The organism is Nocardiopsis suaedae, assembly GCF_027706745.1.
GTDB lineage: Bacteria > Actinomycetota > Actinomycetes > Streptosporangiales > Streptosporangiaceae > Nocardiopsis_A > Nocardiopsis_A suaedae.
The window spans coordinates 72,897-88,373 of record NZ_JAQFWP010000022.1; the positions used below are offsets into that span (position 1 = coordinate 72,897).

A 15,477-nucleotide genomic window follows, 5' to 3' on the forward strand; every position below is an offset into this window, starting at 1 on the left:
ACCGGGGCCGCGCGCCGGCCTAATGTGCGGCGTCGCGCCAGTTCTCGCCCAGGCCGACCGAGACGGCCAGGGGGACGCGCAGGTCATAGGCGCCGGCCATCTTGTCCGAAACCAGTTTCCGGACCGGCTCCACCTCGTCCTCGGGCACCTCCAGCACGATCTCGTCGTGCACCTGCAGCAGCGCCCGCGCCCGGTGGCCGCCCTCGCGCAGCGCCCGGTCCACGTCCAGCATCGCCACCTTGATGATGTCGGCCGCCGACCCCTGGATGGGGGCGTTCAGCGCCATCCGCTCGGCCATCTGCCGCCGCTGCCGGTTGTCGCTGGTCAGGTCCGGCAGGTAGCGGCGGCGCCCCAGGATGGTCTCGGTGTAGCCGTCCCGGCGGGCCTGCTCCACCACCGCCTGCAGGTAGTCCCGCACCCCGCCGAACACCGTGAAGAAGTCCTCCATCAGGGTGCGGGCCTCGCCCGGGGCCACACCGAGCTGCTGGGACAGGCCGAACTCGCTCAGGCCGTAGGCCAGCCCGTAGTTCATCGCCTTGATGCGCGCCCGCTCCTCGGGCCCCACCTGCTCGGGGTCGGTGCCGAACACCCGGGCCGCGATCTCGGCGTGGAAGTCGTGCCCGGTCTGGAACGCCTCGATGAGGGCGGCGTCCTCGGACAGGTGCGCCATGATCCGCAGCTCGATCTGACTGTAGTCGGCCGTCATCAGCGCGTCGAAGCCCGGACCCACCACGAACGCCCGGCGGATCCGCCGCCCGGCGTCGGTGCGCACCGGGATGTTCTGCAGGTTGGGCTCGACCGAGCTGAGCCGGCCGGTGGCCGCCACCGTCTGGTTGAAGGTGGTGTGGATCCGCCCGTCGTCGCCGATCGTCTTGACCAGGCCCTCCACCGTGGTGCGCAGCCGGGTCTGGTCCCGGTGGCGCAGCAGGACCGACGGCAGCGGGTGCTCCGTCTGCGTCGCCAGCCACGCCAGCGCGTCGGCGTCGGTGGTGTAGCCCGTCTTGATCTTCTTGGTCTTGGGCAGGCCCAGCTTCTCGAAGAGGACCTGCTGCAGCTGCTTGGGCGAGCCCAGGTTGAACTGCTCCCCGCCGACCGACTCGTGGGCCGCCTCCACGGCCTTGCGCTGCTCATCGGCGAACTCGGCCTCCAGCCCGTCCAGGTAGGACCGGTCGGCGGCGATGCCCACCCGCTCCATGCCCGCCAGCACCCGCACCAGCGGCAGCTCGACGTCGGCCATCAGCCCGGCGCCGCCCCGCTGCTCCAGCAGCGCGTCCAGCCGGTCGGCCAGCTCCAGGGTGGCGCGCGCCCGCACCGCCAGGTCCGCGCGCGCCGCCTCGCCCTCGTCGGCGGCCTCGCCGCCGCCGATGTCCAGCGAGAGCTGCCCGCCCTCCTCCTGGCGCCGCACCAGCTCCTTGTTCAGGTACTGGCGGCACATGTCCTCCAGGCCGGTCTTGCGCTGGCCCGGCTGCACCAGGTACGCCGCCACGGCGGTGTCGCCGGTGACCCCGCGCAGGTCCCAGCCGTGCGCGAACGCCGCCAGCAGCGGCCCCTTGGCCTCGTGCACCGCCTTGGCGCGGTCCGGGTCGGCCAGCCAGGCCGCCAGGGCGCGCTCGTCCTCCTCGCCCAGGTCGGAGGGGTCGACGTAGGCGGCCGCGCCGTCCGGGGCGGCGATGGCCACACCCGTCAGCGCCCCGGTGCCCGCCCCCCAGGTGCCGGAGAACGCCACCCCCGAGCGGCCCTGCGCGGCGTGCCCGTCCAGCCACGCGCCCAGGGCGCCGGGCCCCGGCACCACTACGGCGCCGTCGAAGTCCTCGCCCGAGGACTCCTCGGCCCCGGCCCCGGCGTGCCCGGTGTCCACCACCTGGAACAGCCGGTCCCGCAGGGTGGAGGCGAACTCCAGGTCGTCGAAGAGGGTGTCCACGCCCTGCCGGTCGGCGGCCCCCGGAACCAGGCCGTCCAGGCCCACCTCCAGCGGCACGTCCCCCACCAGCAGGTTCAGCCGCTGGTTCCGGAGCACGTCGTCCACGTGGTCGCGGAAGTTCTGCCCCGCCTTGCCGGTCAGCTCGTCGGCGTGCTCCACCAGGGCGTCCACCGACCCGTACTTCAGGATCCACTTGGCCGCGGTCTTGGGGCCCACACCGGGCACCCCCGGCAGGTTGTCCGCCTTCTCCCCCACCAGCGCGGCCAGGTCCCGGTACCGCTCCGGCGGCACCCCGTACTTCTCCTCCACCCGGTCCGGCGTCATCCGGGTCAGGTCCGACACGCTCTTGCCCGGGTAGAGCACCGTGCACCCGGCGTCCACGAGCTGGAAGGCGTCCCGGTCCCCCGAGGCGATCAGCACCTCCATGCCCTGGGCGCCCGCCTGGCGGGCCAGCGTGGCGATCACGTCGTCGGCCTCGAAGCCCCGCACCGACACCGACTCCATGCCCAGCAGCCGCAGCAGCTCCTGGACCAGCTCCACCTGCGAGGGGAACTCCGGCGGGGTGTCGGCCCGCCCGTCCTTGTACTCGCCGTAGGCCTCGTGCCGGAACGTCGGCCCCGACACGTCCCAGGCCACCGCGATGTGCGTGGGCTCCTCCTCCCGCAGCAGCTTGATCAGCATCGACGTGAAGCCGTACACCGCGTTGGTCGACTGGCCCGTCGTCGTCCCGAACTTGTCCACCGGGAGCGCGAAGAACGCGCGGAACGCCATCGAGTGGCCGTCCACCAGAAGCAGGCGGCCGCCGCCGCCCGCCGCCGACGCGCCGTCTGCACTGCTCTGACCGGGGGTCTCCTGTGTGTTCGCCACAGGGGAATCCTAGGATGCGGTGCGGACTTTTCGCGCGGCCGACGAGCGGCGCCGCGCCCGCAGGAGCCACACCGAGCCACGATGCGCCGTCCTCAGGAAAGGGGCACCCCGCCATGACCCTCAACGCCGAGCAGCTCTCCGAACTGATGGGCGCCGCCAACCCCGGCGGCGGGCTCGGCGAGCGGATGGGCATCGAACTCGTGGAGGCCTCCACCGAGCGCGTGGTCGGGCGGATGCCCGTCGACGGCAACACCCAGCCCTACGGCCTGCTGCACGGCGGCGCCTCCTGCGTCCTCGCCGAGACCCTCGGGTCGGTCGGCTCGGCCCTCATCGCCGGGCAGGGGCGCATCGCCGTCGGCATCGAGATCAGCGCCACCCACCACCGGGCGGCCACCGCCGGGCACATCACCGGTGTGGCCACCCCGGTGCACGCCGGGCGCACCCTCGCCACCTGGGAGATCGAGATCACCCGCGACGACGGCGAGCGGGTGTGCACCTCCCGCCTGACGTGCATGCTCCGCGACGCCTGAGCCGGGGCGCGGCACCGCCGACGGCGCCGCGCCCCGACCGAGAGGGGCCCACCCGGCACGCGCCGGGATGGGCCCCTCAACTTTTCTCCCGCGCCCTCCTGCGCCCGCCCCACCTCGCCCCTCCCGCAGGGTGACCGCTCTGACGTGCGACGTCACCACCACGGCGGGTTGCCTCCCCCTTCACTACGACCCGATAACGGCATGAACCCGAGTCGGCAGCAACGGATCCGGCCTTCTTCCGAAACCACCACGAATCGAATTAAGCTCCGCTAACGCAGTCGGTTAAGCGCGGCAGGCGGCCCCACCGGCCCGCCCGCCGCGCACCCGCTGAGCCGACCGCCGACCTCGAACCGATCCAGCCGGTTGAACGGAGAGACCTGAATGCCGAGCACCAAGGCCCTCAGCCTCACAGCTGCGGCCGCGGCCCTCACCCTGGGCCTCGCCGCATGCGGCGGCGACGGCGGCAACGGCGGTGGTGGAGGTGAAGGAGACGCCCTGCAGTTCGGGTACGTCTTCCCCCAGACCGGCGACCTGGCCCACCTCGGCCCGCCGCAGGAGTCGGCCGCCAAGTACGCCCTCCAGCAGATCAACGACGCCGGCGGCGTGAACGGGTCCGAACTCCCCGAATTCATCGAGGGCGACGAGGCCAACGACGCCGCCCAGGCCAACGACGCCGCCCAGCGCGCCGTCGACCAGGGCGCCGACATCATCCTGGGCGCCGCCGCCTCCGGCATGACCCAGGCCATCATGGACACCGTCACCAGCAACCAGGTCGTCCAGTGCTCGGGCTCCAACACCGCCCCCGGGCTCGCCGAAGAGGACGAGACCGGGTTCTACTGGCGCACCGCCCCCAGCGACCTCCTCCAGGGCCCCGTGCTCGCCGAGAAGATCGCCGGCGACGGGCACCAGAGCGTCGCCATCACCTACCGCGCCGACGACTACGGCGAGGGCCTGGCCAACGCCGCCGCCGACGCGCTGGAGGAGAACGGCATCGAGGTCTCCTACAACGAGGGCTACGACCCCAACGCGCCCAACTTCGACGCCGTGGTCAACGAGATGGCCAACGCCGAGGCCGACGCCAACGTGCTCGTCTCCTTCGAAGAGGGCGTGCAGATCATCACCGGCCTCATCGAGAGCGGCGTGAACGCCGACCAGATGTACGCCACCGACGGCCTCAACGACGAGCAGCTCGCCGAGAAGGTCGACTCCAACGACCCGAGCACCATCGCCGGCTTCCAGGGCACCGCCCCCGACGTCGGCACCGAGGACTTCCTCGGCGGGCTCACCGAGTACGACCCCGAGCTCGAGGTGTTCCAGTTCGCCGGCCAGGTCTACGACTGCGCCATCGTCACCGCCCTGGCCGCCGAGCAGGCCGGCACCAACGACCCCGCCGAGTTCGTCAACGAGGTCGGCGCCGTGTCCAAGGACGGCACCGAGTGCTCCACCTTCGAGGAGTGCAAGCAGCTCATCGCCGACGGCGAGGACATCGACTACCAGGGCGTCAGCGGTCCCATCGACTTCGATGACGACGGCAACGTGACCACCGCGACCTTCCAGGTCTACGGATTCGACGACGAAGGCGTCCACGACAAGCAGGACGCGATCACCGTCCCCTAGCCCGGAGCGGCGAGGGGCCGACGCCCACCTAGGGGCGGACGCTGAAGGCCCCCGCACGGCACCGCCGTGCGGGGGCCTTCTCCATGCCCGCGCCCCCGGCGGCCCCTCCCCCGGTCTCGGCGAAGGGGCCGCCATGACCGCTGGAGCGACGGCACCTTCGCTAAGAACACCCGGGACCACCGCGACAGAGGTCCCCGGCAGCGGGCCGCGCACCGCCCTCAGGGACGTCGGCGCCCTGGAGCCGCAACAAGACCGCTTGTCCTCCCCTGAGACCGCCGACGCTCCCGCCCACAGCCTTCCGGGGCGCACACCACCGCCGGTCTCGGACACCGCCCCCGGAAGCCGCGTGCAAGGCCCCCAGAACGGCACCGGCCCGCCGCCCCGCACACGACGAACGGGGGCGGCGCCCCACGGCGCCGCCCCCGCGACAAGGACGAAAGACCCTCAGTCCGCCTTCGCCAGCGTCCCCAGGTACAGCTCGATCACGTTCGGATCCTCCAACAGCTCCCGGCCCGTACCCGTATAGGCGTTCCGCCCCTGGTCCAGCACATAGCCCCGGTCACAGATCTGCAGGCACCGGCGGGCGTTCTGCTCCACCATGATCACCGACACCCCCGCCGCGTTGATCTGCCGCACCCGCTGGAAGACCTCATCCTGGTAGATCGGCGACAACCCCGCCGTCGGCTCGTCCAACAACACCACCGACGGCTCCATCATCAGCGCCCGGCCCATCGCCACCATCTGGCGCTCACCGCCCGACAGCGCCCCCGCCTTCTGCCGGCGGCGCTGCGCCAACAGCGGGAACAACTCCGCCACCACCGCGAACCGCTCCCGGAACGCCTTCGGCCGCAGGAACACCCCCATCTCGAGGTTCTCCTCCACCGTCAGCGACGGGAACACGTTCTGCGTCTGCGGGACGTACCCCACACCCCGCTCCACCAGCTCGTGCGCGCTCAGATTCGCGATCGAGGACCCGCGCAGCACCAGCGAGCCCTCACGCACCGGCAGCAGCCCGAAGACCGTCTTGATCAGCGTCGACTTACCCGCCCCGTTCGGGCCGATCACGCCCACCACCTCGCCCTCGCGAAGCGTCAGCGTGCACCCGTTCAGGATGTTCACCTCAGGGATGTACCCCGCCTTGACCTCATCGGCCACCAGCAGGAACTCCGAGTAGTCCGCCACCGGACCCGTCCCGGCGTGCTCCAGCACCTCCTCACGGGTCTCCCGGGGCGCCCCCTCGTCCGCGGGGCCCGGCCCACCGCTCTCCGCCATCAGGCCTCCTCCCCCGAACCCGGGGCACTCGCGCCCGGCTCGTCATGGTGCGCACCCAGATAAGCGTCGACCACCTCCTGGTTCGACCGGATGTCCTCCGGCCGCCCCTCAGCGATCACGCTCCCCTGCGCCAACACCACGATCCAATCGCTGATCCCCATGATCACGTCCATGTCGTGCTCCACGAAGAGCACCGTCATGCCCTCGTCCCGCAGCGACGTGATATGCCCCAGCAACGACTGCACCAGCGCCGGGTTCACCCCCGCCATGGGCTCGTCCAGCATCACCATCGACGGGTTCACCATCAGCGAGCGCGCCATCTCCAACAGCTTCCGCTGCCCACCCGACAGGCTCCCCGCCAGATCGTCCTTCTTCGCGTCCAGCTTGAACCGCGCCAACAGCTCCATGGCCCGCTCGCGGTTCGCCTCCTCCTGGTGACGCCACCGCGGACGCAGCAACGCCCCCAAGAAGTGCTCACCCACCTGGCCCGGCGCCGCCAACAACATGTTGTCCAACACCGTCAGCCGCGTCAGCGCCTTCGTCAACTGGAACGTGCGCACCATCCCCTGGCGCGCCACCCGGTGGCCCCCCAGACCGTTCAACCGGCGGCCCTCGAACGACCACTCGCCCGCGTCCACCCGGTCGAACCCCGTCAGCAGATTGAACAGCGTCGACTTGCCCGCACCGTTCGGCCCGATCAACGCCGTGATCGTGCCCCGCTGCACCTCCAGGTGCCCCACGTCCACCGCCGTCAGGCCGCCGAACGACCGGCGCACCCCCGACGCCTTCAGAATCGGATCCGGCTTCGCCACACCCGCCGCAGGCTCCACACCGGCCATACGGTCGCGCACCGCCCCATCGGCGGTCCTCGGCTCACTTGACATTGACCAGCATCTCCTTGCGGTCGCCGATGAGGCCCTGCGGCCGGTACACGATCAACAGCACCAGCGCCAGACCCACGAACGCGTGCCGCAGCGCACCGATGTCGCTGCCGTCGATGAACGGGAGCAGATCCTCCGACGCCAACGTCCGCAACGTCTCGTCGAACGCCGTCAGCAGGAACCACAGCACCATCGGGCCCAGCACCGGACCGAACGTCCGCGCCGCACCGCCCAACAGCAGCATCGCCCACAGATAGAACGTCACCTGCGGCATGAACTGGTCCGGCGTGATGTTCTGCTGGTTGATCGCCAGCATCGCACCGGCCAGACCGCCCAGCACACCGCCCAGCACCAGGCTCTGCGTCTTATAGACGAACACGTCCTTGCCCAGGCTGCGCACCGCGTCCTCGTCCTCGCGGATGCCCTTGATGACACGCCCCCAGGGGCTGTGCATCAACGCCGACGTCAACAACAGCGCAACACCCACAACGCCCCAGGTGACCAGCATCAGCCACACCTGGTTCGCCGAGAAGTCGACGCCCAGCACCCCGTACCGGCCCGGCGGAACCGGATTCGCGTCGTAGAACCCCTCCGCCAGGCTCTGCCGGCCGTACACACCGCCCGTCAGCGGCCGCGCGAACTCCGCCCGGTACAGCAGCCGCGCCGCCTCCGCCACCGCGATCGTCGTGATCGCCAGATAGTCCGCCCGCAACCGCAGCGTCGGAATGCCCAGCAGCAGGGCCAGCACCGCCGCACACGCGATGCTCAACACCACCGCCACCCACAGCGACAGCCCGAACGTCCCCACGCCGACGCCCACACCGTAGGCGCCCACCAGCATGAAGCCCACCTGGCCGAAGTTCAGCAGGCCCGTGTACCCGAAGTGCATGTTCAGCCCGATGGCCGCCAGCACGTACACCGCGGCGATCGGCCCGATCGCCGTCTCCAGGGAGATCGTCAAGATGTCCATCGCGAATCCCCCTAGCCCACTCGCTCACGGCGGCCCAGGATCCCCTGGGGCCGGACCAGCAGCACCAGGATCATGATCCCCAGCGCCCACACGTTCATCAGCTGCGGCGAGAACCACAGCGTCGACAGCATCGCCACCAGACCGATCACGATGCCGCCCGCCATCGCCCCGTAAGCGGTCCCCAGACCGCCCAGGATCACCGCCGCGAACATCAACAGCAGCAGATGGAAGCCCATCTGCCAGTGCACCGTCGCGTTCAGGCCGTACAGCACACCGCCCAGCGCCGACAGCGCGCCGCCCAGGCCCCACACGTACAGCGTCACCCGGTTGACATCGATCCCCGACGACTCGGCCAGGTCCCGGTTGTCGGCGACCGCGCGCATCGCCTTGCCCATCCGCGTGAACTGCAGCATGCTCGCCACCAGCACCAGCACGACCACCGCGAGCGCCATGATCGCCGCGTCGCGCGGGGTGAGCGACAGCGGCCCCAGCTGCCACGGCTCCTGGATGCGGAACTGCGCGTACTTCTCGCGCCGCGCCCCGAAGACCACCAGCAGCACGTGCCGCAGCACCAGCGAGAACCCGATGGTCACGATGAACATCTGGATCAGCGCCACGTTCCGCCGCCGCAGCGGCCGCCACAGGAACCGCTCCAGGCCCGCGCCGAGCGCACCGCCCAGCACCACCGCCAAGACCAGCCCCAGCACCAGCGGGTTGAACACGAAGTCCAGCACCGGGACGCCCTCGAACACGTCGTGCAGCGACGAGAACAGCGTCATGTTCGCGAACATCATCGCCATGAACGCGCCGAAGGTGACCATGTCCCCGTGCGCGAAGTTGATCATCCGGGTGGTGCCGAAGATCAGCGACAACCCCACCGATGAGACGGCGATGATCAGCCCGAACGTCAGGCCCGCCACCGTGAGCTGGAGGAACCTCTCACCGAAGGAGGTCCCCGGGTCCGCTCCGGGCGCCGCGGCGCCCTCCTCACCCTCGGCGGCGTCCCCGCCGCCGGCGCCGCCGGCGTCATCGTCCTCGGTCGCCTCCTGCGAGGCCTCCTTGGACTCCTCGGCCGCCTCGGCGGGCGTCATCAGGCGGAAGACCACCGTCCGCTGCTGGTCCGGGCGAACGCTCACCTCCAGCTCCGACCCCGGCTTCTCGGGGACCACGTAGTCGTCGGGAACCGTGTCCTCGTCGAGGACCACGCGGTAGTCGCCCGGTCCGGGCAACCCCACTTCCCACTTTCCTTCGGAGTCGGTGGTGGCCTCACCGATCACCTCGTCGCCCTCGAACCCTTCGTAGACCGTGATGTCCAGGCCTTCGATGGTGGTCGGCTGACGAATCTGACCGTTGAGGTTCTCACCGCCCGGGGCGTCTGCCGCTGCCGTTCCTGGGATCACCATGAGAGCGGCGATCACGGCGAGCAGCACAGTCACGAGGCGTGTGCGCACGCGCGCTCCTTGCGCATCTGAGAACTGAACGGGTTCCGGACGGTTCGCCCGGAACCTGGTGTTTTCCGTCGGTGGCGCGAGTTTAGCCCGGTTTAGGCAGGCTGTTCAGCAGGTCTAATGCGACGTGATCCAACCGGTACCCCACCGTGCGGATCTGTGACCGGATCGGAACGGGGTTCCGGTTGACCGGCGGGAGGGGTGGGACGGTAGGGGCCGACGGGGTGGGACACCGGTGCATGGAGGGGCGCGTGCGGAGCGCGGGACGGAGCCGGAGGGAGCGGCGGGGAACGGCGGAGCGCGGCGGGGCGGCATGAACGGCCGGGTTACCGGGCTGCCGGGGTGCTGGTGACCAGTTGCCGGGCCGGGGCGGAGCGAGGCCGGGAGCGTGCGCCGGGCACGAGAAAAAACCCCGCCGCATGTGCGGCGGGGCCTGGACCGGGACCGTTTCGGGGTTCGGCGGCCGTCCGGGGGTCGCCCGGGCGGCCGCCGTACCCCGCGTCAGCCCTGCTGCTCCTGTTCGAGCGTCTCGACCACGGTCTCGGCCACCTTGCGCATGGTCAGCCGGCGGTCCATGGAGTTCTTCTGAATCCAGCGGAAGGCCTCAGGCTCACTGAGCCCGTGCCGGCTCTGCAGCAGCCCCTTCGCCCGCTCGACGAGCTTGCGGGTCTCCAGGCGGTCCTGCAGCCCCGACACCTCGGCCTCCAGGGCGGACAGCTCGGCGTACCGGCTGACCGCCATCTCGATGGCGGGCACCAGGTCGGACTTGCTGAACGGCTTCACCAGGTAGGCCATCGCCCCGGCGTCACGCGCCCGCTCGACCAGCTCGCGCTGCGAGAACGCCGTCAGGATGACGACGGGGGCGATGCGCTCGGCGGCGATCCGCTCGGCGGCCGACAGCCCGTCCAGGACGGGCATCTTGATGTCGAGGATGACCAGGTCGGGCTTGAGCTCGGAGGCGAGGCGTATCGCCGTCTCGCCGTCGCCCGCCTCGCCCACGACGGCATAGCCGTCCTCCTCAAGCATCTCCTTGAGGTCCAGCCGGATCAGGGCCTCGTCTTCCGCGATCACCACGCGGCTCTGCGTCGTCGTCACGAACACGAGGGTACCGAGATCCGCTACGATGGTCTGCACCGCCTGCGGCGCGCGCTGGGAGCGAGGACGGGGCACCCCCTTAGAGGATCCACTCCGAGCGACAATTGAAAATCGCCCCATTGGGCACAAAGGCCCCGATATTCCAACAGGGAGAGAAAGCGAGCTCAAACCTCGTACAGTGTGGGTTCGAATCCCACTCGGGGCACTTCCCTCCAAAAGCCATCTTTCGGATGGCTTTTCTTTTTTTCTGTGGAACTCGAACACAAGTACGCCTCCGCGGGCGATACTCGAACGCATGTACCCGCGCGAAGTCGTGAATGAGGCCCTGCGCCTGCATGCCCAGGGATGGACCGATCGACGGGTCGCCGAGTCCGTGGGCGTCTCGATCTGGACCGTCCGGCACTGGAGAACAGGACGTCGGCGAGGCCCCAGACAGGAGAGCTACCGCGAAGACAGGACTACTTACTGCCCGTTGTGCGCTGGCGCCCCTCTCGACGAGAACGCCTACGCTTACCTTCTCGGCTTGTATCTGGGTGACGGCCACATCGTCCGCGCCAGGAAGGGGACCTACTTATTGGCGATCTACTGCAGCGCCATCTACACCGATCTCGTCGAAGAGTGTCGTAGTTCGGTGAGAGCCGTCTTTCCCGTCAAGCCCTTCACTCGCGAGAAGCCCGGGTGCACGGTCGTGCAGGCGGTATCGAAACACTGGCCGTGCATATTCCCTCAGCACGGACCTGGCCCCAAGCACTCCAGACTGATCAAGCTCGATGCCTGGCAGCAGGAAGTTGTGAGGGCCCACCCCCAGCAACTGATCCGAGGGCTCTTCCACTCCGACGGCTGTCGCGCCACCAACAGGGTTCGTCGGATGGTGTCCGGTGAGTGGAAGTACTACGAGTACCCCCGGTACTCCTTCAGCAACACCTCCAAGGACATCCACACCATCCTCGGAGACACCCTGGACCAAGTGGGAGCCAAGTGGAAGCTCGTCTGGGTGCCGACCAAGGCCGCGCACCATCAGGACACCGGCACTCTTTCCGTCGCCAAGCGCGACTCCGTGGCCCTCCTGGACACCTTCATCGGCCCGAAAAGCTGATCCGGCACATCCCTATCCTCCGCCGACGGGCACGTCACTCCCTGTGGTCACATCACGGCCACAACCTGAGCACAACACGTGGGTTTCGTCGCCATGACGGCCGCGAGTCCCCGATGCTGGAAGTTCGGGAGTGTCGCGGACGTGCGCCCTTCGGCGTCGTCCGGTGCGAAGGGAGTGGGCGGTGCTGACCGCGGTGGCCGGGATCCTCGGGATCCTGGTGATCGGTTCCTGGGCGGTGGTCGCCTGGGGCTCCAAGCGGCGGCAGCCGTGGCTATTGGCCCCGCTGGCGCTGCTCATCGTCGTGCTCGTCGCCACCGGCCAGGGCGGCTGGGCGTTCCTGCCCATCGCCGCCCTCATGGGCCTGTCCTTCGCCGAACTCGTCATCGGGTCCCGCGAGGCCCCGTCCCTGCGCGCCCGGGACCGGGACGCCCCGCTGAGCACCGAGCGCTGGGCGGTGGCGGTCGCCGCGCCGTTCCGGGTGGCGGTCGCCGAGCCGTGGGACGTCATCTCCCGCCCTCAGCTGCGCCGCCGGTACCGCAAGGTGCTGGAGGAGGAGTGGGGCATCACCGACCGCGCGGGCCTGCTGGCCACGGTGGAGTCGCTCTGGGAGGAGCTGCACTCGGCTCCGCACCCGGACCTGTTGGTGGACCTGCGCACCGGGGTGGCGCGCACGCGCCCGTCCGAGGTGGCCGGGTCGGCGGGCGGTGCGGCGCCGGAGCAGCGTGTGCGGCTCACGCCGGAGCAGGTGGAGCGGATGCGCGAGGTGACCGGCGCCGAGGAGGGCGTCGATTCGGTGGTGATCGGCTCCTTCGAGTGGTGGAAGTCGGCGCACCTGGTGCGGTTGGCGTGCGGCGGTGCGACGCTGAGCTGGTTGAGCCAGGCCGAGACGCAGAACCTGCTCCGCCGGGTGGCCACGGATCTGCAGCGCCGGTTCTCGAGTTGGGACCGGCTGTCGGCGGCGTTCCACGGCGGCTATCTGCTGTGGCGGGGCGGTGCCGGCGGGGAGGGCGAGCCGGACCGGGTCTGGACGGCGCTGGGGCTCTTGACGGCGGACAATGACAGCCCATGGCGTCTGCTGCCGTGGGACATGCCGTTGGAGCGGGTGCCGTACGAGTCGTCGGGGACCGGTGAGGGGTCGTACGTGCTTCCGGGGGCCGTGGCGGGTGGGCCGTCGGACGGTAGGTCCTCCGGTGAGGCGGATGAGGCCGCCAGGGGCGGTTCGGTGGCGGAGAGCCCGTCCGCTGGCGGGGGCACGGTGGGCCCGGAGGCCTCCGAGGGTGCCGAGAGTGCTGAGGGCGGTGGCGGGCCCGTCGGTGCCGTGGGTGCGGACGACCCGCTTCTGGCGGAGCACGGTGTCGGGGACCCGGAGCTCGATGAGGTCGATTTCGACGACGTCGGCGGCCTGGAGGCGGCCGAGGCGGGCCTTCCTGTGACCGGTCGTGCCGGGGCGGGGGCTCCGGGTCGGGCCGGGGATGCCGAAGCTGATGAGTCGGTCGATCCGGTCGAGTCGGTCGGTCCGGTTGAGGACGGCGCGGGCGGCGACGTGGTCGGCGGCCCGGACGCCGAGGACGCGGAGGAGGCTCCTCGGCCGCGTGCTGCGGTGGATGAGGGCGCTGCGCCCGAGGAGGGCGAGCCGGGGGGCGAGCCGTTCGGCGGTGTCGAGGGCGGCCCGGCGGGTGCGCGTCGGCGCTGACCCCGGGTGCTGACGCTGACGCTGGGCCTCGTTGAGCGCCCTTGCTGGTCTGCGCCGGTCCATGCTGGTTTGCCCTGATCCGCGCTGACTGGTCCGCACTGATCCGCGGGGCGGAGCGGACCGCGCACGCCCGCCTCTGCCTGACAGCGGGTCTCTTCGGTGTTCGCGGCGCTGTGTCGCGTGGGCCGTCCGTGTGACGTCGGCTCGCGGGCGCGGTGTGCCTTGCGTTCGCTGTGACGCTCGGGCTTCCCCGTCGGGTCTCACCCCAGGTTTCGACCGTGGGGCTTCACCGCTGGTCTTCGCTCGGCGGCCGCTGTACCGCTGCTCCCCCCGCTGTGCGCGGGTGCGGTCGGGCCGTGCCGGCGGGGTGGGGGCGGTCGGCAGGCGCGTGGTGCGCCCGTTGGCCGGTCCGCCGCCCCCTCAGGCCCCCGCCCGGGAGTCGCCCTCGGGGCGTTCCCGGGTGCGGGGCCTGTCGGCGGGGCGTCGTCGGCGGGGACGGTGTGCGTCCCTCGGCCGGTGCCCCTGCCGGTTCAGCGGCGGATCACTTCCCGTGCGTGATGGCGTCGCCGATGCGGTGCACGCGCAGGGAGTTGGTGGAACCGGGGGTTCCGGGCGGGCTTCCCGCGACGATGACGATCTTGTCGCCCTTCTGGTAGATGCCCATGTCGAGGAGTTCGGTCTCGACCTGGCGGACCATCTCGTCGGTGTGGTCGACCCAGGGGACGCAGTAGGCGTCGACGCCCCATTGCAGGGACAGGCGCCCGCGGGTGGTGTCCAGGGTGGTGAAGGCGATCAGCGGGATGGGCGAGCGGTAGCGGGCCAGGCGGCGGGCGGTCTCGCCGGACATGGTGAAGGCGACGAGGGCCTTGGCGCCGATGGTGGCGCCGACTTCGGCCGCGGCGCGGGCGATGGCTCCGCCGGTGGTCTCGGGCACCCGGTTGAGGATGTGCGAGGCGCGCAGGGATTCCTGTTCGGCGGCGACGACGATGCGGGCCATGGTGTGGACCGTTTCGACGGGGTAGGCGCCGACGCTGGTCTCGCCGGAGAGCATGACGGCGTCGGCGCCGTCGAGGACGGCGTTGGCGACGTCGGAGGTCTCGGCGCGGGTGGGCCGGGGTGCGCTGATCATGGACTCGAGCATCTGGGTGGCGACGATGACGGGTTTGGCCTTGTCGCGGCAGCGCTCGATGGCGCGCTTCTGCACCATGGGGACGTTCTCGAGGGGCAGTTCGACGCCGAGGTCGCCGCGGGCGACCATGACGCCGTCGAAGACCTCGATGATGTCCTGGAGGCGTTCGACCGCCTGGGGTTTCTCGATCTTGGCGATGAGGGGGACGCGCACGCCCTCCTCGTCCATGATGGCGTGGACCTCGTCGGCGTCGGCGGGGCTGCGCACGAAGGACAGGGCGACCATGTCGACGCCTTGGCGCAGGGCCCAGCGCAGGTCTTCGGTGTCCTTGTCGGTGAGGGCGGGGACGCTGACGGCGACGCCGGGCAGGTTGAGGCCCTTGTGGTCGGAGACGGGGCCGCCGATGACGACGCGGGTGTGCACGTCGGTGCCGGTGGTCTTGGTGCATTCCAGGGCGATGCGTCCGTCGTCGATGAGGACGCGGTCTCCGGGGCGGACGTCGCCGGTGAGTCCCTTGTAGGTGGTGGAGACGCGGCGGGCGTCGCCGGGGACGTCGTCGACGGTGATGGTGAAGGGGTCGCCGGGGGTGAGTTCGACGGGGCCGTCGGCGAAGGTGCCCAGTCGGATCTTGGGGCCTTGGAGGTCGGCGAGGATGCCGACGTTGCGGCCTTTCTCGTGGGCCGCCGCGCGCACGTTCTCGTAGTTGGCGCGGTGGTCGTCGTGGGTTCCGTGGCTGAGGTTGAGTCGTGCGACGTCGAGGCCGGCGTCGACGAGCTCGCGGAGGATCTCCGGGCTCGCGGTGGCCGGGCCGAGGGTCGCGACGATCTTTGCTCGTCGTGTCACTCTTCCCACTCTAGAGCGTTCCTGGGCCCTGGTGGTCTAAACCAGGTTGCGAACGGGCGTCCGGTGGGTCGCCGCCGTTGGGGTGGCTGACGCTGGTCAGGTAGGCGGTGATGGC

Annotated in this window: 10 protein-coding genes, 1 tRNA gene and 1 pseudogene; 5 read left to right on the forward strand and 7 right to left on the reverse strand. The window is 70.6% G+C overall.

The window, feature by feature from the left end; translation table 11 throughout:
- Positions 1-19: 19 nt before the first annotated feature.
- Complete coding sequence (gene polA, locus O4U47_RS13660) at positions 20-2,692, reverse strand: DNA polymerase I (protein WP_408638971.1); 2,673 nt, start codon at positions 2,690-2,692, stop codon at positions 20-22.
- A gap of 209 nt (positions 2,693-2,901) precedes the next feature.
- Between polA and O4U47_RS13665 the strand changes: the two genes are divergently transcribed.
- Both O4U47_RS13665 and O4U47_RS13670 read left to right on the forward strand, forming a co-directional pair.
- The gene (locus tag O4U47_RS13665; RefSeq protein ID WP_270678216.1) at positions 2,902-3,318 is read left to right on the forward strand and encodes a PaaI family thioesterase; all 417 of its coding nucleotides are present in this window, start codon (positions 2,902-2,904) and stop codon (positions 3,316-3,318) included.
- A gap of 381 nt (positions 3,319-3,699) precedes the next feature.
- The gene (locus O4U47_RS13670; RefSeq protein ID WP_270678217.1) at positions 3,700-4,935 is read left to right on the forward strand and encodes an ABC transporter substrate-binding protein; all 1,236 of its coding nucleotides are present in this window, start codon (positions 3,700-3,702) and stop codon (positions 4,933-4,935) included.
- A gap of 444 nt (positions 4,936-5,379) precedes the next feature.
- On the opposite strand, the gene O4U47_RS13675 is transcribed toward O4U47_RS13670, so the two are convergent.
- The 5 genes from O4U47_RS13675 to O4U47_RS13695 all read right to left on the reverse strand — a co-directional run bounded on the left by O4U47_RS13675 (position 5,380) and on the right by O4U47_RS13695 (position 10,580).
- Positions 5,380-6,207, reverse strand: coding sequence for an ABC transporter ATP-binding protein (locus O4U47_RS13675; RefSeq protein ID WP_270678218.1), 828 nt, complete (start codon positions 6,205-6,207; stop codon positions 5,380-5,382).
- A complete protein-coding gene (locus O4U47_RS13680; protein ID WP_270678225.1) occupies positions 6,207-7,046 on the reverse strand; it encodes an ABC transporter ATP-binding protein in 840 nt (279 codons plus the stop codon). The genes O4U47_RS13675 and O4U47_RS13680 overlap by 1 nt, the downstream gene beginning before the upstream one ends.
- Positions 7,047-7,080: 34 nt before the next feature.
- A complete protein-coding gene (locus O4U47_RS13685; protein WP_270678219.1) occupies positions 7,081-8,058 on the reverse strand; it encodes a branched-chain amino acid ABC transporter permease in 978 nt (325 codons plus the stop codon).
- Between the two features lie 11 nt (positions 8,059-8,069).
- Complete coding sequence (locus tag O4U47_RS13690; RefSeq protein WP_270678226.1) at positions 8,070-9,488, reverse strand: ABC transporter permease subunit; 1,419 nt, start codon at positions 9,486-9,488, stop codon at positions 8,070-8,072.
- A 519-nt stretch (positions 9,489-10,007) separates the two neighbouring features.
- Complete coding sequence (locus tag O4U47_RS13695) at positions 10,008-10,580, reverse strand: ANTAR domain-containing response regulator (RefSeq protein ID WP_270678227.1); 573 nt, start codon at positions 10,578-10,580, stop codon at positions 10,008-10,010.
- Positions 10,581-10,732: 152 nt separating this feature from the next.
- Here O4U47_RS13695 and O4U47_RS13700 point away from each other — a divergent pair.
- From O4U47_RS13700 to O4U47_RS13710, 3 genes and pseudogenes are all read left to right on the forward strand, one after another.
- Positions 10,733-10,806, forward strand: a tRNA-Leu gene (locus tag O4U47_RS13700).
- Between the two features lie 90 nt (positions 10,807-10,896).
- On the forward strand, positions 10,897-11,697 hold the full coding sequence (locus O4U47_RS13705; protein ID WP_270678220.1) for a helix-turn-helix domain-containing protein: 801 nt from the start codon (positions 10,897-10,899) through the stop codon (positions 11,695-11,697).
- A 181-nt stretch (positions 11,698-11,878) separates the two neighbouring features.
- Positions 11,879-12,814 (forward strand): annotated as a pseudogene (locus tag O4U47_RS13710) (DUF1266 domain-containing protein); the annotation flags it as partial.
- 1,117 nt (positions 12,815-13,931) lie between these two features.
- On the opposite strand, the gene pyk reads toward O4U47_RS13710, so the two are convergent.
- A complete protein-coding gene (gene pyk, locus O4U47_RS13715; RefSeq protein ID WP_270678221.1) occupies positions 13,932-15,362 on the reverse strand; it encodes a pyruvate kinase in 1,431 nt (476 codons plus the stop codon).
- Between the last annotated feature and the right edge of the window lie 115 nt (positions 15,363-15,477).